The following is a 20,850-nucleotide window of genomic DNA, read 5'->3' as shown; positions in this document are numbered from 1 at the left end:
TCGTACTGTTCAACCTATACATTGAGGATAAATATGCAATTGGTCAAAACCACCCGAGATACCCTTCTCCGGCCACTGCAGATCGTGAGCGGTATTGTCGAGCGTCGGCACACTATGCCGATTCTGGCCAATATCCTCATCCGCAAAGACGGTGAAAATGTCTCCTTCCTGTCGACCGACACCGAAGTGCAGATCACCACGCACGCGGAAATCGGTTCCGGCGCGGACGTCACCGGCACCACCGTGGCCGCGCGCAAGCTGCTGGACATCCTGCGCGCGCTGCCCGAATCGGGCGACGTCACGATGACCCTGCTCAACAAGCGCCTGACCGTGCAAACGGGCAAGTCGCGCTTCGCGCTGCAAACCCTGGCGGCGGAAGAGTTTCCTACTGTGCAACAGGCGGAAAGCTACAACGCCTCCGTCACCCTGCCGCAGAAAACGCTGAAGCACCTGTTCAACATGGTGCATTTCTCGATGGCGCAGCAGGACATCCGCTATTACCTGAACGGCTTGCTGCTGGTTCTGGATGGCAATCATGTCATCGCCGTGGCCACCGACGGGCACCGCCTGGCGTTTTGCCAGGTGGCCACCGAGCAGACGTTCGCGCGCCAGGAAGTCATTATTCCGCGCAAGACCATCATCGAACTGCAGCGCCTGCTGGAAGAGAACGACGAGCCGGTGCAGCTGGACATCGCCGCCAACCAGGTGAAACTGACCTTTGCCGACATCGAACTGATCTCGAAGCTGGTGGAAGGCAAGTTCCCCGACTACACGCGCGTGATTCCTAAAGGCTACAAAAACGACTTCACCATCGGCCGCGATGAGCTGCTGCGCTCGCTGCAACGCGCCGCCATCATGACCAGCGACAAGTTCAAGGGCGTGCGCTGCATCATCACCCCGGGCAGCATGAAGATCAGCTCGACCAATGCGGACCAGGAAGAAGCCGTCGAAGAGCTGGAAATCGACTACGGCGGCGACTCCGTCGACATCGGCTTCAACGTGACCTACCTGCTGGACGTGCTGAACAACCTGAAGTGCGAATACGTCAATATCGCGCTGGGCGACTCGAACTCGTCCGCACTCATCTCCATCCCTGACAATGCGGACTTCAAGTACGTTGTCATGCCGATGCGCATTTAAGCGTAACCCAATGCAAAACTGGGGCCAGGCCTACAAGGCCCGGCCCCGCAATCAGCAATCGTTATTTGAGAAAGCAGTCCATGTCCGAGAATCCACAAGACACCCCGATCCAGGCCAAAACGGAAGAATACGGCGCCGCCTCCATCCAGATCCTGGAAGGCCTGGAAGCCGTACGCAAACGCCCGGGCATGTACATTGGCGACACCTCGGACGGCACCGGCTTGCACCATCTGGTATTCGAAGTGCTGGACAACTCCATCGATGAGTCGCTGGCAGGCCATTGCACGGAAATCCACGTCACCATCCACAGCGACAATTCGATCTCGATCACCGACAATGGCCGCGGCGTGCCGACCGGCCTGAAAATGGACGACAAGCATGATCCGAAGCGTTCGGCGGCGGAAATCGTCATGACCGAGCTGCACGCGGGCGGCAAGTTCGACCAGAACTCGTATAAAGTATCGGGCGGTTTGCACGGCGTGGGTGTGTCCTGCGTCAATGGTTTGTCGAAATTGCTGAAACTGACCATCCGCCGCGACGGCAAGGTCCATTACATGGAATTCGTGCGCGGCGTGCCGCAAGACCGCCAGATCGTCATGGCCAGCGACGTCGCGACGTCGCCGATCAAGGTCATCGGCGAGACGGACAAGCGCGGCACGGAAGTGCACTTCTGGGCCGACGAAGAGATTTTCACGCACGTGGAATTCCACTACGAAATCCTGGCCAAGCGCATCCGTGAACTGTCCTTCCTGAACAACGGCGTCAACATCAAGCTGTCGGACCAGCGCACGGGCAAGGAAGAAGTCTTCGCCTTCGAAGGCGGCACGCGCGGCTTCGTCGAATACATCAACAAGGCCAAGTCGGTCTTGCACCCGACCATTTTCCAGGCCACGGGCGAGCGCCTGTCGGACCAGGGCACCAACATCACGGTCGACGTGTCGATGCAGTGGAACGATGCCTACAATGAACAGGTGCTGTGCTTTACGAATAACATCCCGCAACGCGACGGCGGCACCCACCTGACGGGCTTGCGCGCGGCCATGACGCGCGTGATCAACAAGTACATCGACGAGCAGGAATTCGCCAAGAAGGCGAAAGTGGAAATCAACGGCGACGACATGCGCGAAGGCCTGACCTGCGTGCTGTCGGTGAAAGTGCCGGAACCGAAATTCTCGTCGCAGACGAAGGACAAGCTGGTGTCGTCGGAAGTGCGCGGCCCCGTCGAGGAAATCGTCGCCAAGACCCTGGCCGATTACCTGCAGGAAAAACCAAACGACGCCAAGATCATTTGCGGCAAGATCGTCGAAGCGGCGCGCGCCCGCGAAGCGGCCCGCAAGGCCCGCGACCTGACGCGCCGCAAAGGCATCATGGACGGCCTGGGCCTGTCGGCCAAGCTGGCCGACTGCCAGGAAAAAGACCCCGCCCTGTGCGAACTGTACATCGTCGAGGGTGACTCGGCAGGCGGCTCGGCAAAACAGGGGCGCGACCGCAAGTTCCAGGCCATTTTGCCGCTGCGCGGTAAAGTCCTGAACGTGGAAAAAGCCCGTTTCGAGAAAATGCTGTCGTCCGAGCAGATCACCACCCTGATCGCCACCCTGGGCACCTCGATCGGACCGGACGAATTCAACGTCGAGAAACTGCGCTACCACCGCATCATCATCATGACCGATGCGGACGTCGACGGCGCCCACATCCGCACCCTGCTGCTGACCCTGTTCTACCGCCAGATGCCGCAGCTGGTCGAGCGCGGCCACATCTACATCGCGCAACCGCCGCTGTACAAGGTCAAAGCGGGCCGCGACGAGCGCTATCTGAAAGATGACGCCGAAGAAGCGAGCTACATGATGACGGTGGCGCTGAACACGGCCGTGCTGGTGCCGCGCGAAGGCGCGGAAGGCATTTCCGGCGAGACCCTGGCCGAGCTGGTGCGCAAGTTCAACCTGTCGAACACCATCATGACGCGTTTGACCCGCGTCATCGACCGCGCCGCCCTGACGGCCATCATGACGGGCACGCAGCTGGACCTGTCGACCCTGGAACAGGCGGAAAAATCCGCGCTGGCCCTGCAGACGGCCATCAACGATACCGCCGTGCAAGTACACGTGCGCTCCGATGACTTGTCGGAAAAACACATGCTGCGCATCGAGCGCATGCACCACGGCAACGTCAAGGTCAGCGCCATCGACGCCGACTTCGTGCAAGGTCCGGACTACGCCGTGCTGAGCAACGGCGCCGCCACCTTCGAAGGCTTGATCGGCGAAGGCGCGTTCGTGCGCCGCGGCGAAGGCGAGCGCGTCAAGGAAATCGCCGTCGTCGACTTCCACCAGGCCATGCAATGGCTGCGCGACGAAGCCGAACGCACCGTCTCGAAACAGCGCTACAAAGGTCTGGGCGAAATGAACCCGGATCAATTGTGGGAAACGACGATGGACCCGACCGTGCGCCGCCTGTTGAAAGTGCAGATCGAAGACGCCATTGCGGCGGACCAGATCTTCACGACCTTGATGGGCGACGACGTGGAACCACGCCGCGCCTTCATCGAAAACAATGCGCTGCGCGCGGGGAATATTGACGTGTAAGCCAGCTGTTCCGGTTTGCGTTACAGCCAAGGCGGCCCTTCCGGGGGCCGCTTTTTTATGTCCGCAAAAATCTCAGCCTGCATTGACATACTTGCCAAAAGCAATCAATAATCTGCCATAAGCAAGTAAATGGAGGCTGCACATGCATACGGATCAACTCAGCGAACGCACGGAGATCGTGCGCCGGTTTAACCGTTTCTATACGCGCCAGATTGGCGTGCTGCATGAACACCTGCTGGACAGCGCGTTTTCGCTGACGGAGGTGCGCATCCTGTACGAATTGGCGCATCGGGAGCAATTGACCAGTGCGGACCTGTGCCGCGAACTGGGCTTGAACGCGGGCTACCTGAGCCGTGTCATTGCCGGGTTCGAAAAGCAGGGGCTGATCGCCAAGACGCGTTCGCCCACGGATGCGCGCGCCACGCAATTGCAGCTGACCGAACAGGGACAGCGCACCCTCGCACCCTTGGTCGAGGCGTCGCGGCGCGACGTGGCGGCCATGCTGGAACGCTTGCCGCCGACGGCGCAGCAGGATCTGGTCGCGGCCATGGAGCAAATCCAGGGATTGCTGGGGGAGCCATCGCCCAGCTATATCCTGCGCAATCCGCAGCCGGGCGACATGGGCTGGATCATCCACCGGCAAGCCGTGCTGTATGCGCAGGAATATGGCTGGAACAGCGAGTACGAGGCGCTCGTTGCCGAGATTCTTGCCAAGTTCGTGCGCGAATTCAACCCGGCCCGCGAGCGCTGCTGGATCGCCGAGAGGGACGGCAAGGTAATCGGTTCCGTCTTCATCGTCCGCCAGGACGACACGACGGCCAAGCTGCGCCTGCTGTATGTTGATCCCTGTGCGCGCGGCCTGGGCATCGGCAGCCGCCTGGTCGATGAATGCCTGCGCTTCAGCCGCCAGGTCGGCTATACGAAAATGGTGTTGTGGACCAACAGCATCCTCACCGATGCCCGGCGCATCTACGACAAGGCAGGCTTCCATCTGGTCGAGGAAGAGGCGCATCACAGCTTTGGCAAGGACTTGCTCGGCCAGGTGCTGGCGCGCGACCTGTGCCGCCCCGTGCCGCCGCATGTCACTGTGGCGGCGACAGGACAGTAGCCGCCGTTTTCCTGGCCCATCTCCCCACTGTCCCCAAGAAACCAGTACACTAGTTCCTGAGCGCAACTAATTTTGTACGCGCGCCATGCCGCCTGCCGTTGCCGGGAGACGGCCCTGCCGCAAGGCCTGTTGTCCGCCTGGACGAATGCAATGTTCACTTCGCGCAGCCTGTCGCCTGCCTTCTATTACCTGTTCTTTTCAGGAGAACGGGAGCAGCAGCAGCGCTTTTTCAAGGAACTGCGTTTCATTTCGATAGCCATCCTGACGTTTGGCCTGGCTTGCTGGCTGGTCACGTTCAGCCTGACCTTGCCGCGCGCCTCGCTCGATCATGCGCAGGCGGCGCTGGGCGTGGCGGGCATGCTGGCCGGGCTGCTGCTGACCGTGTATGCAAGGTCGCTGCAGGCGATTATCGCCAGCGGCACGATCAGCGTGCTGTTCATCGCTTTCAGCTTTCGCGTGCTGATGCTGGGCACGGAAGATCCCGCTTTCTGGGTGTTGCCGCTGGGCGTGATGATCACGCTGACGACGGCGCCCATCTTCAGCGGCATCGCGTATTACCTGGGCGTGTCGCTGTGCGTGTGGGCCATCCTGGGGCTGGGGCAGTTTCCCGTGCATGCGGGCCAGGCCGACCAGCATTGGCCCGTGCTGGCCGTCATCATCAGCGTGATCATCGGCCTGGCGCTGAACATCTATTTTCTCGTCTTGCGCATTCACAACTACCGCGCCCAGCGCGAGCTGGCGACGATGGCCTACAAGGATGGCTTGACCGGGCTCAACAATCGCCGCATGTTCACGCAAGGCGCGCGCGCGCTGCAGCGCACGGCGCGCACGCCCGCCTATTTCCTGATGATCGACATCGACGACTTCAAGCAGATCAACGACGTGCATGGCCATGACGTGGGCGATGAAGTGCTGAAAAAGACGGCCGAAGTGATCGCCGGGCTGTCGGGCGAGCACCTGTGCGGCAGGCTGGGCGGCGAGGAATTTGCCGTCATCTACGTGGGCGAAAAGAACGCGGCCTGCGCCTTTGCCGCGCAGCTGGTCGATGCCGTCGAGGCGGCGTTCGTGCCGGAACGCAAGGTGTCCGTCAGCATCGGCGTCGCGGAACTGATCAAGGAAGCGGACCTGTCGCACAGCTACCGGCGCGCCGATGAATCCTTGTACCAGGCCAAGAAAAGCGGCAAGAACCGCTACGTGCTCAACGCCGCCTGAACGCCGCCGTCCGGGTGGGCATCGAGCAGCGCCAGCAAGGCTTGCGGCGCAATCTTCCACGGCTCGCGCTGCTCGGGGTCCACCTCACTCCAGCTGTCCTGCGCGCCGATCTTGAGAATGGTCAAGGGAATGTCCTTGCTCTCAAAGAAGGCCAGCATGCGGCGGATCAAACGGCTCACCTTGGCGTGGTCTTCCTGGTACAAAGAACAGGTATAGAAGCAGCCCTTCTCTCCCATGCGCAATTTCCTGGCCGCGCCGTCACGCGACTGGAACACGTACTTGTGCAGGAACTCGGTCACGACCTCATCGTCAACAGGAATACGGCAGGAAATGGTGATCTTGGCCATGGCAAGGGGGACAGTGATTCAATAGACTAGCTTAGCAGAAAGCGTTTCATTCCTGAAATGTTAAGATCGCCCCGCGCGCATGCCGGCGCCCGGACCGGCATGGCGTCTCGACCAGGATTGCCATTGAACCTACGCCTCATCTATCCCCTGCTGTCGCTGTGCGCGGCCCTGGGCACGTCACCGTTTGTGCTGGCGCAAACGCCAGCGACTGAAGACGCCGCCTTCGTGGCCGCCACCGTGCCCGTCAGCGTGCCGTCGCCGCCGCTCAGCCTGAACGAGCATCCGCAAATCCGCGCCAGCGTTTTCAAGCTGCTCGGTTATGCGCGTGGCGACTATACGCAGGGCGATACCCTGATTGCGCTGCAGGTACTCGACAGCATGCGTTCGCTGGAACACATCCAGCGCACCATGCTGCCCGACGGGCGTTCCGTGCTGGCGTCCATCAACCCCGGCACGCACGGCGCGCAGCGCGCCGCCATGCTGTTCGATCCGCAACGCAAGCTGTTGGCGCTGGCCCTCGTCAACGGCCATTGCCAACACGACATTGGCGACGCCGTGCCCGCCTGCCTGCCGTCCACGCACGCCGTGCTGACGGTGTTTTTACCGCCGGACGCGGACGACGAGATGGCCGCGCCGCTGCTCGTGTGGGCGCGGCAGCTGCCGCCCATGCTGGCGCAGGCGGCGCCGGTACAACGGCAAAGCATTGCTGCGGTGGAATACATCACCACGCGCCCCGGCCAGCCCGGCTGGGAGCCGCGCGACGTGCCGCCCGGCTTTCCTGCCAGTCTGATGCATTTGCTGCTGCCGGCCGCCGAGTTGACGGGCCGCGCCAGCGGCGGCAGGGTCATCGCAGCGGCCGGCCCGGCCGGCACGCCCGCGGAAGCGGCCGAGGCCGGCGACGCGCCCCTGCCCGACACCAGCATCACCCTGCGCAGCTATGCCGATTTCCACTGGGTGCTCAATACCTATGCCAGGCTGGCCAAGGGCGCGCAAGTGAAGGGACATGACGACAAGGTCGTCTTCACCGGCAACGACGCGAGCGGCCGCTACACGGTGACCCTGCGCGAGCCGGGCACGAAAGATAGCGTACTCATCACCGTAGCCAGCTGGCGCACAAAATAAGGAAGGCGAACAGGGAAAGCATTGCCATTACGCATAAGAACATGGCATTTTGGCATTTTGCGGTATGATTTCCGGCCGTGCGGCGTGGCCTCATCCCTGCCTCGCCCACCCAGCCCTTCAAGCCAGCCACGCTTGCGTAGCATCCTGTCCTAAGGAGTCATATGTTCGGTTTTAACCTGCGCGTCGCCAAGATGGTGTGGACGGCTTTTCTCGTCGCTTTTTTGTTATTTCTCACCTACAAGGTCTCGTCGACCCTGATCGTCGTGGTGTTTGCCGTGTTCTTCAGCTACCTCGTGTATCCGCTGATCGGGTTGCTGGAACGCCATGGCCCGAAGCGCTTGCCGCGCACGGCCAATATCGGCATCGTCTTCCTCGTGGTGATCTTGCTGGTGGCGGTGCTGGGCTCCATCTTCGGGGCGCGCATCGAGGAAGAGGCGATCAAGCTCAGTGATCAGTTGCCGACCCTGCTCAAGGGCAATAACTTTGCCGAACGCATCCCTTTGCCGGAATTCATGGAACCGTTGCGCGCGCGCCTGCTGTCCTTCATGCAGACGCAACTGAGCAGCGGTACGGGACAAGCCATGCCGCTGGCGAAGGAACTGGGCTTGACCGTCATGCATGCGGCCAGCAACCTGATCTATCTGGTGCTGGTGCCCGTGCTGAGCTTTTTGCTGATCAAGGAAGGCCCGGACATGCGCGACGGCTTGCTGTCCCTGCTGAACCGCCCGAACAAGAAACTCTGGGGCGCCATCATCGATGACCTCGACATCCTGCTGTCGCGCTATGTGCGCGCCCTGCTGCTGTTGTCGATCGCCACGTTTGTCTCCTACAGCATCGCGTTTTCCCTGATGGGCGTACCGTACAGCCTGCTGCTGGCCGGTGCCGCCGCCTTGCTGGAATTCATCCCGTTTGCCGGCCCGCTGGCGGCCGCCGTCATCGCCGTGGTCGTGGCCGGTTTCAGCGGCTTCGAGCACGTATTCTGGCTGATCGGCTTTATCGCCGCCTACCGTCTGTTCCAGGATTACGTGGTCAACCCATATCTGATGAGCGAAGGCGTGGAAGTGAGCCCGCTGATGGTGATCGTCGGCTTGCTGGCAGGGGATCAGCTCGGGGGCGTGGTGGGCATCTTCCTGTCCGTGCCCGTGATGGCGGCCATCAAGATCGTCTTCGTCCGTGCCCGGGCGGCCTTGCAGGCGCGCCACGATGCACTGGAGAAAGCCGAACAGGCGGCGGAAGAAGCGCGCGCCCAGGCCCTGGCCGAGGCGGCGCGATTGCAGGAACAGGGCAGCAAGGTGGCCCTGGAACCTCGCTAGCTTAGAACTCTTCCCATTCGCCGCTGTTGTCCGCGGCGGGCTTGGCAGCACGCGGCTGGGCCGGAGCGCCTGCCGAGGCGCTGCGGCCAGGCGCCAGGCGCAGGGCCGGGCGTTTCAAGGCCGTGCCGGCGGCAGCCACGACAGGCTTGCGCAAGGCGGGCTTGGCCGCTGCCGGGCCGCTGTGGGCGGCGTCGAGCTTGAAGATGCTGACCATCTCGGCCAGCGCCGCCGCCTGTTCCTGCATCGATTCCGACGCGGCCGCCGCTTCTTCCACCAGCGCCGCATTTTGTTGCGTCACGGTATCCATTTCCGCCACGGCCTGGTTGATCTGGCCGATGCCCAATTCCTGCTCGCGGCCGGCGGCGCTGATTTCACCCATGATGTCCGTCACGCGGCGGATGCTGGAAACGATCTCATCCATCGTCGTGCCCGTCTGGCTGACCAGCGCGCTGCCGGCGCCCACGTTCTGCACCGATGCTTCGATCAGCATTTTGATGTCCTTGGCGGCGGAAGCCGAGCGGTGCGCCAGGTTGCGCACTTCCGTGGCGACGACGGCAAAGCCGCGTCCCTGCTCGCCCGCGCGGGCCGCTTCCACGGCCGCATTCAGGGCCAAAATATTCGTCTGGAAGGCGATGCCGTCGATCACGCCGATGATGTCGGCAATCTTTTTCGACGATTCGCTGATGGTGCCCATGGTATCGACCACTTGCGCCACCAGCGCGCCGCCTTTCACCGCCACGTCCGAGGCGGAGACGGCCAGCTGGTTGGCCTGGCGCGCATTGTCGGAGTTCTGCTTGACGGTCGAGGTCAGCTCTTCCAGCGACGAGGCCGTTTCTTCCAGGCTCGACGCCTGCTGCTCCGTGCGGCTCGACAGATCCAGGTTGCCCGACGCGATTTCATTGCTGGCCGTGGCGATGGCGCCGCTGCCGTCGCGCACGCCGCGCACGGTGGTCGACAGGCGCTCCTGCATCTGTTTCAGGCCGCCCAGCAGGGCGCCCATTTCGTCGTTGCGCGTGATGACGATGTCGTTGGCCAGGTTGCCGTCGGAAATGGCGCCAAAATGGCGCAAGGCCTGGTCCAGCGGGCCGAAGATGGCGCGCAGCAGCAGGAAGCTGGAAATAATCGTCAGCAAGGCGCCCACCACCATGCCGGCGATGGCCATGGCCACCTGGCTGTGGTAGCTGGACTGGCTGTCCGCATACATCCTGGCGGCCGAGGTAACCTGGTATTGCGTCAAGGTTTCAGCGGCCTGGTCCAGGGTGCGGTACAGCGGTGACAGACCCGTCATCATCAGCTTGTCCGCCTGCTCGATATTGTTTTCGCGCAAAGCCTTGCCCATGGCCAGCACGCCATTATTGATATAGTCGCTGCGCTTCTTGTCCATGTCGTCGGACAGGCGCTTTTCGTCCGTGCTTTGCGGCAAGGCCAGGTACACCTTCCAGGACTTGTTCGACGCTTCCAGGAATTGTTCCGAGCGCGCCAGGGTATCCTTGGCATCAGGCGCATCGGGGTGCACCATCACGCGATCCATCGTAAACCGGGCGCGGCCCAGGGCGATTTGCGATTCGCCGATGGCCTGCGTCGACGCCAGCTGATTGCTGTAGACCTCGTTGAGGCTGTTGTTGGCCGATTTCAGGCTGATGATACTCATCACGCCCAGCAAGGCGATCAGCACGCCCAGCACGCTCATGGTAGCGATCAGGCGCATTTTTATTGTTATATTCGACAGCATGCAGTTTTCCTTGGTAAGGGCGCGACCGTGCCACCGCCTGCCAAGTAGGGTAGCGGCAAACGCCAGACGGGCGGGTCACGTGAATTGTTCAGGACAGGTCGATACGGCGTGTGCGGCGGCAGGGGGGAAGGCGGCCCGCGCATATCGTCAGGAGTGCAAGACAGGGCAACGAGGTCGAGGTTTCCTGTACTTTTAATTTCCTGACTGCAAGATACAGGGAAAGATTACTAGTAGCAATATCCGTCTGGAATTTTCACGCTTTGTAACAAGCGGATGATGTTTTTTGCGCAGAACTGGCACTCCGCTGACGTGCGCGGTCGCGTGGGAATGCCATTTATGCTAGTCAACCAGTTAATACTCGGTTTCTTCGATCAGCTGGCCATCGTCGCGGAAATACTGAAACCGGCCCGTTTTCTTGCCCATGTCATAACTGCCAATCTGCTTCGGTTTTCCGTTCTGGAAATTCTCGATGTTGACGCCATGCAGCACGCCCTTGTTCCAGTTGCGGTGAAACTGCGGCAGTTCGCCGTCCGGATAAAACAGGGTTTCCGCGCCATCGCGCTTGCCGTCGGCAAAGCTGCCCTGGTAACGCCGCTTGCCATCCGGATAAAAACTGTCCATCGTGCCATTGAGCACGCCCAGGCGGTAGTGCTCGACCAGTTCCAGCCGGCCATCGGCCGCATACTGCTCCAGCTTGCCGTCAGGCTTGCCATCGACCATCGTCAACGCTTGCCTGCCGCCGTCGGGCGTCGCCCTCTTCCATGGCCCTTGCTTGATGTCATCGACATAGTTGCCGCCACCGCCAGGTTCCACCCACTGGCCCTGCCTCTTGCCATTTTTGTAATTTCCCTGCCATTGCACCACGCCACCGGCGCGGCGCTCGCTGGGACCGTCCAGGCGGTCTTTCACAAAATGGTCGTAACCGGTGAAACTGTGCATGTCCGCTGCGCGCCATTCGGCCACGCCCGGACTCACTTCCCAGCGGCCCGTGCGCTGGCCACGCTGCATCTGGCCCGTCGTCGTTTCGTCGCCGCTTGCATACGTCCATGGTCCCTCGGCCTTGTCGTCGACAAAGGCGCCGGACGAGCGGATGGTGTTCGGCTCTTCGTAATGCCATACTCCGGTACGCTTGCCCTGCGCATACAGGCCGCGGGCAAACACGTTGCCCACGCAGCAATTGACGTCATACTCGATGAATAGCCCGTCCTGGCTGGCGGCAAAGCGCTGCGGCTGCGTTTCCCAGGTGATCCACTTGACGTGGTAGCTGGGCGCGCGGCCGCCTTCCCAGCCCTTGCCCAGCAGATAGGTCACCGTGAGGAAGTGGCCATCCTTTTCCTGGAACGTTTTTTTATAGGCAAACGCCGGGGCATCGGGCGGCTTGCCTGGCAGTAACTCACCGTCGATATTGAAATAGCCGGCCAGGGTGCCGTGCGCATGCTCGATGGCGTCGAACTCGGCCACGCCCGTGGGCGCATAAGCGATGCTGTAGTCGATCAGTTGCAAGGAGGCCAGCGCCGCGCGCACCCGCGCCTCGTCCATGGCCCTGGCGCCGCGCACGATGGCGTCCAGCGCAGGCTGCCAGGCCGCCACCTTGACCATCTTGCCGCCGCTGCGCTCGTAGCGGTAGGCATGCAGGCCGTAGGCTGCGCCACTGTCGGCACTGCGGCTGAGCACGAACGTGGTTTCGCCTTCGCTGTCGAGATCCAGCTGGAACACGGCCTCGATGCTGGCCTGGCCGTACCTGTCCAGGTTCATGCGTTTGTCGCTATCCCCATTGCACTGGCAGTAGTAGCCGTTGACTTCGCCGTTTTCCCGCAGGAAAGCCAGCACCACGCCGCCGTCGCGGCGCTCGACGGCGCTGGCGTAAGCCATGGACGCGCCCGCATAAAAACGCGGCGCGGCCTGTGCCGGCGCCAGGGTGCCCCAGGCCAGCGCCATGGCCATCGTGCTCATCCAAAATGTTTGCCGCATGTCAACCCCACTGCCGAAAAACCGCCATTATGCATGGCCGTTCAGGCAAGACCCGACACCCCAGGACGCTGGCGCCACAGCGGCCGCTGCACCGTCTGCGCCAGCAGCACGCCCAGCAGCGAGATGCCGCCGCCGACCAGGTGATACCCATGCATGCTTTCGTGCAGCCAGACGATGGCCAGCAAAGCCGTCAGCAGGGGCAGCAGGTTGACGTAGATGCTGCAGCGGTTCGGCCCCAGCAGTTTGACGCCCTCGATCCACAGGTAGGACAGCACGATGGACGAGCCGATGCCCGCATAGCCGATCAGCGGCAAGGTAGTGGCGTCGAGCCTGGCGCTGCCGGGCGGCAGCAGCAGGAACAGCGGCAGCATGCAGGCCAGGGCCGCCAGCGCCTGGCAATAAATGGCTTGCCAGGCGGGAATCGTCAAACGCCAGCGGCGCAGCAGCACGCCGTACAAAGCGAAGATCAGGCAGGCCAGCAGCATCAGCGCATCGCCCGCATGCACGCCCTGCCGCAGCAAGGCCAGCACGTCGCCGCGCCCCACCAGGTACAGCAGGCCGCCGAACGACAGCACGCCGCCGGCCGCCATGCCCACCGTCAGGCGCTCGCCCAGCAGCAGCACGCTGAGCAGGGCCGTCATCAAGGGTGCCAGCGCCGTGACGATGGCCATGTTCGTCGCCGTGGTGCTTTCCGCGGCGCGGTAGGACAGGCTCTGGAACAGCGCCATTGACATCAGGCCGCACAGGGCCAGCTGCCACCACTGGCGGCGCAGCGCATGGCGGTTGCGCCACAGGGGGCGGGCGATAAACGGCGTCATCACCAGCAAGACCAGCACCAGGCGATAAAAGGTGATGGCCGTCGGCGCGATGCTGGACGCGGCCAGCTTCGAGACGACGACGTTGCCGGCCCACAGCAGCATGGCCAGAAACGGATACAGATAGGCGCGCACAGGCATGTATAGCTCCAGGAATAGTTGCGGGGAACCATCATGCCGCAGGTGCGCCGCGCCTTCTCGCGCTAAGATGTCCCTACCTGTCGCAAAACTGACCATATTGATGGATTGTACCTCCCCCGCCTTTCAGGAATTGCTGCCCGTCACGGCGCGCGCCATGGCGCTGGCCGTCGACTATGCGCATGGCCACGTGATTTCCGTGCACCGCCACACGCATGCGCAATTGCTGTACGCCATCGAGGGCGTGATGACCATCGAGGCGCAGGGCGGGCGCTGGGTGGTGCCGCCCACGCGCGGCGTGTGGCTGCAGCCCGGCATCGCGCACCAGGTGCGCATGAGCGGCGCCGTGAAAATGCGCACGGTCTTCATCGATTGCGCCAGCTCGCCATTGCTGCCGCGCCACAGCTGCGTGCTCGACATCAGCCCCCTGCTGCGGCAATTGATCGTCGCCGCCGTCGACATCGCGCCCGATTTCGCGGAAGGCGGCCGCGACTGGCATCTGCTGCAATTGCTGTTGCACGAACTGGGCAGCCTGCCCGTGCTGCCCCTGTATCTGCCCTTGCCCGTGGATGCGCGGCTGCGCGGCATCTGCGCGCGGCTGATGGCGCAGCCGGGCGAGCAGCTGACGGTGGCGCACTGGGCGCGGGAACTGGCGATCACCGAGCGCAGCCTGCACCGCTTGTTCCAGAAGCAGACGGGCATGCGCTTCGGCCAGTGGCGCCAGCAGGCGCGGCTGCTGCGGGCGCTGGAACAACTGGCGCGCGGCGGCAAGGTCATCGACGTGGCCATGGACAACGGCTACATGAGCCAGAGCGCGTTTACGGCCATGTTCAAAAAGCATTTCGGCACTACGCCGACGGCGTTTTACCAGGCAAAAGTCATCGCCGCGTAAAAAAAATGCTGCTATGCATCAATAATCATGGGCGATAAGCGCCGCTCTTGTTATCATCGCAAGCCTTATCGCACCGCGCCCATCCTGGCAGCGGGGTTGACCTCAATCACACCACCATGACACAGAATTTCTTCCAGACATTTATCCTGCTCTTGCTCGTCACCGATCCGTTCGGCAACGTTTCCCTGTTCGTCAATGCCCTGAAACGGGTACCGATCGAGCGGCGCTGGAAAGTCGTGGTGCGCGAATGCCTGATCGCCTTCGGCATCTTGCTGCTGTTTATGTTCTTCGGCCGCCATTTCCTGAACGCCTTGCAATTGTCGGAAGTGGCGCTGCGCATCGGCGGCGGCGTGATTCTGTTCCTGATCGCCATGCGCATGGTGTTTCCGCAACCAAATGCGGGCAATAGCGACCACGAAATGGGCGGCGAGCCGTTCATCGTGCCGCTGGCCATCCCCGCACTGGCCGGCCCGTCGGCCCTGGCCACCGTGCTGCTGTTTTCCTCGCATGAAGTCAATGAAGTGATCGCCCACGTGGCGGGCTTGACGGCCGTGGCCGTCGTCTGGCTGGCCGTCTTCCTGTGCGCCGAACGCCTGCAGCGGGCGCTCGGTCCAAGGGTCATGACGGCGTTCGAACGCCTGATGGGCTTGATCCTCACGGCGATGGCCATTGAAATGCTGCTGGCCGGCATACGCGCGTTCCTGAAGTCCGTTTAATATTGTCATTCATCCACTGAAGGAGTCCAGCATGAGCCGTTGCGCCCACATATGCCTGATGGCCGATTACAACCAGTGGATGAATGCCAAGGTCTACGCGGCGGCGGCCAGCCTGCCGCCCGGCGAGCTGCAGCGCGAACGGGGCGCCTTTTTCGGCTCCCTGCTGGCCACCCTGAACCACGTGATGGTGGGCGACACCTTGTGGCTGCAACGCTACGCGCAACATCCGGCCGGCTTTCCCCTGCTCGCCCCCATCCGCGCCATCACGCCGCCCGTGTCGCTCACGCAGCCGCTGTTCGCGGCCGACGATTTTGCCGCCATGCATGCGCACCGGCAATGGCTGGACCAGATCATCGTCGACTGGGCCGCTTCCCTCCGCGAAGAAGACCTCGACCATTTGCTCGACTACCGCAACAGCAAGGGGCCGAACCGGCGCGAGTTCTTCAGCCTGCTCATGCATTTCTTCAATCACCAGACGCACCACCGGGGCCAGGCCAGCACCCTGCTGTCGCAGGCGGGCGTAAATATCGGCGACACGGATTTACTGTTTCGCATCCCCAACCATATCGAGGACTGAGGGCAGGCGGTAGCGCCACGCCTTGATCCCGATCAAGGCCAGCGCCAGCGCCCCCAGCAGCGCGCCGCAAGCCAGCGCGCCCTGCATGCCGTAGGACTCGATGGCCATGCCGCCGGCCAGCGCGCCCAGCGTCACGCCCAGGTTGATGGCGGCGATATACACGCCGATGGCGAACGCGGGCGCCTCGCGCGCTTCGCTGCTGAGCCACACTTGCGTGACGATCAGCCCGCTCGTATGCGCCGCGCCCCAGAACAGCAGCAAGACGGCCAGCGCCGCCCAGCCGATGCCGCCGCCCGCATATTCATACAGCAGCCAGTACGCCAGCCCCAGCAGCAGGGGCTGCAGCAAGACCGTGCGCAGCACGTGCGTGCCCAGCTGGCGCCCCGCGAACAGATTGCCCGCCACGCCGCCCACGCCAAACACCACCAGCGCCAGCCCCGTCTGGCGCGCCGACAAGCCCGCCTCCTGCTGCAGATAGGCGGCCGCATACGCATACACGGCAAACATGGCGGCAAACACCAGCACGGCGGCGGCGATCGTGAGCCACAGGGCCGGTTTGCGCAGCACGGCCAATTGACGGCCATACGCCAGCGGCGCCTCCTGCGGCGCGTCGGGCAGGAACACATATAAGCCCAGCGCGGCCAGCGCATTGACGAGGGCGCAGGCGAGGAACGACGCCTCGTAGCCATACTGGGCGGCGATCCACGTGGTCATCGGGATGCCCAGCACCATGCCCATGCTGGTGCCCGTGAACGCATGCGCGCCGGCCCGCGCCGCCTGCTGCGGCGGATACAGGGCGGCGGCCGCCACCATGGCCAGCGAGAAATACACGGGGTGGAACAGGGCCGGCACCACGCGCAGCGCCAGCAGCAGGCCGAAGCGCGGTGCATACGCCGAGGCCACGCTGGCCAGCGCAAACACCAGCAGGGAGACGATCAGCACGCGCTTGCGGCGCCAGCGCGTGGCCAGCAGCACGAGCAAGGGACCGCCCACGGCGATCACCAGGGCGAACAGGCTCACCAATGAACCCGCCTGCGCCGCCGTCACGCCATGGCGCTGCATGATCATCGGCAAGATGCCCACCACGCCAAACTCGATGCAATACACGCCGAACAGGCCCAGCGCGAGGAAGACGATGGGATGCGGACGCGTCATGACATGTCCTTGGCGCCATACACTGCCTGGCACAGTTGCGTCACGAACGGCCCCGCCATGCCCTCCAGCGCCGTATTCGTGAACGCCACCACGGAGAGTTCTTGCGCAGGATCAACAAACCACGAGTGGCCATACGTGCCGCCCATGCGCCAGCTGCCCGCCGCTTCCGGCGTGGCGGCGGCAAGCGGGTCCGTCAATACCGTAAACCCCAGGCCGAAGCCCCGTCCCGGCCAGAATGGCAGCGCGAAGCCGCCCGTCTGGCTTTCAGCCATCTGGCGCGCCAGCGCCGGCGGCAGCAGCGGCGCGCCGCCCAGGCGCAAGGTTTCCAGCAGGCGCATGAAGTCGGGCGCGGAGCCGAGCATGCCGGCGCCGCCGGACGGGTACGCCTGCGCGTCGAGCGCGCGCGCCGGAGATAACACAAACCCTGCCATGCCGTCGAGAAACGGCAGATGGTCGTCCCCCGCATCCAGCAAACGGCGCGGCCGGGCTTCTCCTGCTGCGCGGTCCGCATAGGCGACGGCCAGGCGCGCCGCGTCCGTGCTGATAAAACCCGTGTCGCGCATGGCCAGCGGCGCCGTCACCAGCTGTGCCACGGCCTGCGCCAGCGGCAGACCCATCACCGCTTCGATCACGGCGCCCAGCACGTCGGTGGCGATCGAATACGCCCAACGTTCGCCCGGCGCAGACGCGAGCGGCACCGTGGCCAGGCGGCGCAGGTTGTCTTCCAGGGAAATACGGGACGCATCCATGCCGTCGGACACCCCCGCCCGCGCATACGCGCCGCCCGGCGGCTGGAAAAAACCGTAGTCGAGTCCCGCCGTATGCGTGAGCAAGTGGCGCACGGTCATCGCCGCCACGGCGCCGTCCGGCTGGCGCGGCGCGAAATACGGCAGCCAGCGCGCCACCAGGTCGTCCAGGCCCAGGCGCTGCTGCCCCACCAGCGCGAGCGCGGCCGTCGAAACGATGGGTTTGCTGACGGATGCCAGGCGAAAGACGGCGTCTTCCACCATGGGCGTGCCCGCTTCGCGGTCCAGGTGGCCGGCGGCGCGGCGGTACACGTCCTGGCCGCGCCGGCGCACCAGCACCACGGCGCCCGCCAGGCGCTGCTGCTGCAGCACGGCGTCGAGCAGGGGATCGATACGGGCGGACACGGCCGCGGGAGAGAAGTTGTACATCATGGCGTAGCCTTTCAAATGATCAGGCTGCCAAGGTAAGCCAGGCGCAATCAAAGAAAAACAGGCTATAGTTTCAGTCTGTGCGGACGTTGACATCCGCAATCAAAAGGAAAACCATGGACAACCTGGCGGGATTCACGGCCTTCGTGCAGGCGGCGGAGCTGCGCAGTTTCGTCGCGGCGGGCCGGGTGCTGGGCATTTCCGCCTCGGCCGTGGGCAAGAGCATCGCGCGGCTGGAAGAGCGGCTCGGCGTGCGCCTGTTTCACCGCAGCACGCGCAGCATCGCGCTCACCAGCGAGGGCACGGTGTTTCTCGAACGCTGCCGGCGCATCCTGGGCGAGATCGAGGCGGCCGAACTGGAGTTATCCAGCAGCAAGAGTGCGCCCCAGGGCCGGCTGCGCGTCAGCCTGCCGCAGGTGGGCAGCCTGCTCAACCCCGTGCTGGCCGCGTTCGCGCGCGCCTATCCGCAAGTGGAGCTCGACCTCGATTTCAGCGACCGCCGGGTCGACGTCATCGAAGAAGGCTATGACGCCGTCGTGCGCGCGGGCGAAAGCGCCGACAGCCGTTTGATGAGCCGCCAGCTGGGCCAGTTCCAGCTGCAACTGGTGGCCGCGCCCGCCTACCTGGCGCGGCACGGCACGCCCGTGCTGCCCGCCGACCTGGCCCGTCACACTTGTCTGCTGTACAAATTTCCCAGCAGCGGCAAGGTGGAAGCGTGGCCCCTGCCCGATTGGAACTCCCTGCACGCGGCGGGCTTGCCGACTGTGCTCAACTGCAACAATGTCGAGACCCTGCTGCATTTTGCCGAAAGCGGCCTGGGCATCGCCGCCCTGCCCGACTTCGCCGCGCGCGCCGCACTGGCGGCGGGCCGCTTGCAGCCGGTGCTGGACGCGCACCGCCGGCACGACGGCGCCTTGCGCATCCTGTGGCCCAGCAGCCGCCACCTAACGCCGAAACTGCGCGCCTTCATCGACTTCCTGGCCGCGCACGTGTTTCCGCAAAACTAAGCCCGCATCCGGCGCCGCGCTCGTTGTTTCCACACGACAACTTATTTAATTTGCTACCATTTTTTAAACTTTTCGCGGACTTGATACAAGTTTTTGTATTGCAGTGCGGAATTTTGAGGAACAATTACAGGCTGGTCGCCCTTACGTATAAACCCGTAGCCCCGGCCTGTCGACGTTTCCTCACCACACCGCAATACGAAAGCAATCATGTCACTCACACAATACAAAATCGGCACCCGGCTCGGGATCGGGTTTGCTGTCGTCCTCGGCCTGCTGGTGGCCGTCTTGCTCGTCGGCCTGTACTCGATGGGGCAGCTGAGCGCGCGCACGCACGACATCGTGGCCGACAAGAACGTCAAGATGGCGGCGGCCAATACCATGAGCGACAACGTGCGCAACATTACCCTGGCGATCACCAGCATTGTGGTGGCGCCGACGGAAGCGCTGGTGCAGGCGGAACTGGCAAAGATCGGCGAAGCGCGCAAGAAATACGGCGCCGCCAAGGAAACCCTGCAAAAGAAGATCTCGACGGACAAGGAAACGGCCTTGATGGCCGAACTGGACGCGGCCCTGAAATCGGGCGCGCCGCTGAACAACAAGGTCATCGAGCTGCGCAACGCGGGCCAGACGGAAGAAGCGATCGCCTTTTTGACGCAGCAGGCGGCGCCGAGCCTGAAGATCGTGCTCGGCGCGCTCGACAGCCTGGTCGCGTATGAAGCGCAGCAGGCGGCGCAGGCGGCGACGGACGCCGAGACCCTGAGCACGAGCGCGCGCGCCTACATGATCATCCTGGGCAGCGTGGCCGTGCTGCTGGGCGCCTTCGTGGCCTGGATCATCACGCGCTCGATCACCCGCCCCATCAATGCTGCCGTGGGCGTGGCCGAAACCGTGGCCTCGGGCGATTTGTCCTCGCACATCGTCGTCGATTCCAGCGATGAAACGGGGCGCCTGCTGGGCGCCCTGAAAGCCATGAACACCAGCCTGCTGGGCGTGGTGGCGCAAGTGCGCCACGGCACGGATGCCATCTCCACGGCATCGAGCGAAATTGCCGCCGGCAACCTCGACCTGTCATCCCGCACGGAAGAGCAGGCCAGTTCGCTGGAAGAAACGGCCTCGGCCATGGAAGAACTGACCTCGACCGTGAAACAGAACGCGGACAATGCGCGCCAGGCGAACCAGCTGGCGAAAAGCGCGTCCGAAGTGGCCGTGCGCGGCGGCAGCATCGTCTCGCAAGTGGTCGACACCATGGGCACCATCAACGAGTCGTCGAAGAAAATCGTCGACATCATCGGCGTCATCGACGGCATCGCCTTCCAGACCAACATTTTGGCCCTGAACGCGGCCGTGGAAGCGGCCCGCGCGGGCGAACAGGGACGCGGCTTCGCCGTCGTCGCCACCGAGGTACGCAACCTGGCGCACCGCTCGGCCTCGGCCGCCAAGGAAATCAAGGAACTGATTGCCGCCTCCGTCGCCAACGTGGACACGGGTTCGCGCCTCGTCAATGAAGCGGGCCAGACCATGGGTGACATCGTCGACAGCATCGTGCGCGTGACCGACATCATGGGCGAAATCACTTCCGCCACGCACGAGCAGACCATCGGCATCGAACAGATCAACATGGCCATCGCCCAGATGGATGAAGTGACGCAGCAAAACGCGGCCCTGGTGGAAGAAGCGGCAGCGGCCTCGCAAAGCATGCAGGAGCAGGCGGGCGAGCTGGCGCACGTGGTGGGATTCTTTAAAACCGGCAACCATGTCGCCAGCGCCCCCAAGCCGGGCCCGGTGCGCGCAGCAGCGGCAGCGCCAGCCATCGCGCGTCCCGCCGCCCGGCCCGCCCCCGCGCGCAAGGCC

Annotated in this window: 17 protein-coding genes; 11 read left to right on the top strand and 6 right to left on the bottom strand. The window is 63.6% G+C overall.

The features are described from left to right. Positions 1-33: 33 nt before the first annotated feature. From dnaN to CBW50_RS20790, 4 genes are all read left to right on the top strand, one after another. On the top strand, positions 34-1,140 hold the full coding sequence (gene dnaN / locus CBW50_RS20805; RefSeq protein WP_086147318.1) for a DNA polymerase III subunit beta: 1,107 nt from the start codon (positions 34-36) through the stop codon (positions 1,138-1,140). 80 nt (positions 1,141-1,220) lie between these two features. After that, positions 1,221-3,719: a DNA topoisomerase (ATP-hydrolyzing) subunit B gene (gene gyrB, locus CBW50_RS20800; RefSeq protein ID WP_086147317.1), complete on the top strand. Its 2,499-nt coding sequence runs from the start codon at positions 1,221-1,223 to the stop codon at positions 3,717-3,719. A 142-nt stretch (positions 3,720-3,861) separates the two neighbouring features. Further along, positions 3,862-4,827, top strand: a complete 966-nt coding sequence (locus tag CBW50_RS20795) for a bifunctional helix-turn-helix transcriptional regulator/GNAT family N-acetyltransferase (RefSeq protein WP_086147316.1) — start codon at positions 3,862-3,864, stop codon at positions 4,825-4,827. 150 nt (positions 4,828-4,977) lie between these two features. Beyond that, complete coding sequence (locus CBW50_RS20790) at positions 4,978-6,039, top strand: GGDEF domain-containing protein (RefSeq protein WP_099375506.1); 1,062 nt, start codon at positions 4,978-4,980, stop codon at positions 6,037-6,039. Here CBW50_RS20790 and CBW50_RS20785 read toward each other — a convergent pair. Beyond that, a complete protein-coding gene (locus CBW50_RS20785; RefSeq protein ID WP_086147314.1) occupies positions 6,018-6,386 on the bottom strand; it encodes a hypothetical protein in 369 nt (122 codons plus the stop codon). The two genes, CBW50_RS20790 and CBW50_RS20785, sit on opposite strands and share 22 nt — an antisense overlap. 123 nt (positions 6,387-6,509) lie before the next feature. Here CBW50_RS20785 and CBW50_RS20780 point away from each other — a divergent pair, with 123 nt between their 5' ends. Together CBW50_RS20780 and CBW50_RS20775 are read left to right on the top strand one after the other, a co-directional pair. Then, positions 6,510-7,508, top strand: a complete 999-nt coding sequence (locus tag CBW50_RS20780; RefSeq protein WP_086147313.1) for a hypothetical protein — start codon at positions 6,510-6,512, stop codon at positions 7,506-7,508. A gap of 161 nt (positions 7,509-7,669) precedes the next feature. After that, positions 7,670-8,821: an AI-2E family transporter gene (locus CBW50_RS20775; protein WP_086147312.1), complete on the top strand. Its 1,152-nt coding sequence runs from the start codon at positions 7,670-7,672 to the stop codon at positions 8,819-8,821. Between the two features lies 1 nt (position 8,822). Here the strand turns inward: CBW50_RS20775 and CBW50_RS20770 are convergent, their stop codons facing one another. The 3 genes from CBW50_RS20770 to CBW50_RS20760 all read right to left on the bottom strand — a co-directional run bounded on the left by CBW50_RS20770 (position 8,823) and on the right by CBW50_RS20760 (position 13,480). Next, positions 8,823-10,553, bottom strand: a complete 1,731-nt coding sequence (locus tag CBW50_RS20770) for a methyl-accepting chemotaxis protein (RefSeq protein ID WP_086147311.1) — start codon at positions 10,551-10,553, stop codon at positions 8,823-8,825. A 351-nt stretch (positions 10,554-10,904) separates the two neighbouring features. Beyond that, entirely contained in the window at positions 10,905-12,524 is a 1,620-nt protein-coding gene (locus tag CBW50_RS20765) for a toxin-antitoxin system YwqK family antitoxin (RefSeq protein ID WP_139842586.1), read from the bottom strand. Positions 12,525-12,565: 41 nt separating this feature from the next. Beyond that, positions 12,566-13,480, bottom strand: coding sequence for a DMT family transporter (locus CBW50_RS20760; protein WP_086147309.1), 915 nt, complete (start codon positions 13,478-13,480; stop codon positions 12,566-12,568). A 100-nt stretch (positions 13,481-13,580) separates the two neighbouring features. Here CBW50_RS20760 and CBW50_RS20755 point away from each other — a divergent pair, with 100 nt between their 5' ends. The 3 genes from CBW50_RS20755 (at position 13,581) to CBW50_RS20745 (ending at position 15,662) form a co-directional block, all read left to right on the top strand. Then, entirely contained in the window at positions 13,581-14,369 is a 789-nt protein-coding gene (locus CBW50_RS20755; RefSeq protein ID WP_086147308.1) for a helix-turn-helix transcriptional regulator, read from the top strand. 116 nt (positions 14,370-14,485) lie between these two features. Then, entirely contained in the window at positions 14,486-15,085 is a 600-nt protein-coding gene (locus tag CBW50_RS20750; protein WP_070224777.1) for a MarC family protein, read from the top strand. Between the two features lie 31 nt (positions 15,086-15,116). Beyond that, complete coding sequence (locus CBW50_RS20745; RefSeq protein ID WP_086147307.1) at positions 15,117-15,662, top strand: DinB family protein; 546 nt, start codon at positions 15,117-15,119, stop codon at positions 15,660-15,662. Here CBW50_RS20745 and CBW50_RS20740 read toward each other — a convergent pair. Beyond that, positions 15,627-16,817 carry an MFS transporter gene (locus CBW50_RS20740; protein WP_086147306.1) on the bottom strand — a complete coding sequence of 397 codons (1,191 nt, stop codon included), beginning with the start codon at positions 16,815-16,817 and terminating at the stop codon, positions 15,627-15,629. The two genes, CBW50_RS20745 and CBW50_RS20740, sit on opposite strands and share 36 nt — an antisense overlap. Beyond that, complete coding sequence (locus CBW50_RS20735; protein ID WP_216356386.1) at positions 16,814-17,995, bottom strand: serine hydrolase; 1,182 nt, start codon at positions 17,993-17,995, stop codon at positions 16,814-16,816. The genes CBW50_RS20740 and CBW50_RS20735 overlap by 4 nt, the downstream gene beginning before the upstream one ends. 113 nt (positions 17,996-18,108) lie before the next feature. Here CBW50_RS20735 and CBW50_RS20730 point away from each other — a divergent pair, with 113 nt between their 5' ends. Next, a complete protein-coding gene (locus CBW50_RS20730) occupies positions 18,109-18,999 on the top strand; it encodes a LysR family transcriptional regulator (RefSeq protein WP_086147305.1) in 891 nt (296 codons plus the stop codon). A gap of 207 nt (positions 19,000-19,206) precedes the next feature. Then, the coding region (locus tag CBW50_RS20725; protein ID WP_139842585.1) for a methyl-accepting chemotaxis protein at positions 19,207-20,850 on the top strand (1,644 nt) is incomplete at its 3' end.

The sequence above is a fragment of the Janthinobacterium sp. GW458P genome, from assembly GCF_002127585.1.
Taxonomy (GTDB): Bacteria; Pseudomonadota; Gammaproteobacteria; order Burkholderiales; family Burkholderiaceae_D; genus Janthinobacterium.
The sequence above is the reverse complement of the archived record's forward strand: the minus strand, read 5'-3'. Positions and strand labels throughout refer to the sequence as shown.

Coding starts and splice junctions, on each gene's coding strand:
- CBW50_RS20775 (WP_086147312.1), top strand. CDS start 7,670: ATGTTCGGTTTTAACCTGCGCGTCGCCAAGATGGTGTGGACGGCTTTT.
- CBW50_RS20735 (WP_216356386.1), bottom strand. CDS start 17,995: ATGATGTACAACTTCTCTCCCGCGGCCGTGTCCGCCCGTATCGATCCC.
- CBW50_RS20745 (WP_086147307.1), top strand. CDS start 15,117: ATGAGCCGTTGCGCCCACATATGCCTGATGGCCGATTACAACCAGTGG.
- gyrB (WP_086147317.1), top strand. CDS start 1,221: ATGTCCGAGAATCCACAAGACACCCCGATCCAGGCCAAAACGGAAGAA.
- CBW50_RS20785 (WP_086147314.1), bottom strand. CDS start 6,386: ATGGCCAAGATCACCATTTCCTGCCGTATTCCTGTTGACGATGAGGTC.
- CBW50_RS20760 (WP_086147309.1), bottom strand. CDS start 13,480: ATGCCTGTGCGCGCCTATCTGTATCCGTTTCTGGCCATGCTGCTGTGG.
- CBW50_RS20730 (WP_086147305.1), top strand. CDS start 18,109: ATGGACAACCTGGCGGGATTCACGGCCTTCGTGCAGGCGGCGGAGCTG.
- CBW50_RS20750 (WP_070224777.1), top strand. CDS start 14,486: ATGACACAGAATTTCTTCCAGACATTTATCCTGCTCTTGCTCGTCACC.
- dnaN (WP_086147318.1), top strand. CDS start 34: ATGCAATTGGTCAAAACCACCCGAGATACCCTTCTCCGGCCACTGCAG.
- CBW50_RS20755 (WP_086147308.1), top strand. CDS start 13,581: ATGGATTGTACCTCCCCCGCCTTTCAGGAATTGCTGCCCGTCACGGCG.
- CBW50_RS20740 (WP_086147306.1), bottom strand. CDS start 16,817: ATGACGCGTCCGCATCCCATCGTCTTCCTCGCGCTGGGCCTGTTCGGC.
- CBW50_RS20795 (WP_086147316.1), top strand. CDS start 3,862: ATGCATACGGATCAACTCAGCGAACGCACGGAGATCGTGCGCCGGTTT.
- CBW50_RS20790 (WP_099375506.1), top strand. CDS start 4,978: ATGTTCACTTCGCGCAGCCTGTCGCCTGCCTTCTATTACCTGTTCTTT.
- CBW50_RS20770 (WP_086147311.1), bottom strand. CDS start 10,553: ATGCTGTCGAATATAACAATAAAAATGCGCCTGATCGCTACCATGAGC.
- CBW50_RS20765 (WP_139842586.1), bottom strand. CDS start 12,524: ATGCGGCAAACATTTTGGATGAGCACGATGGCCATGGCGCTGGCCTGG.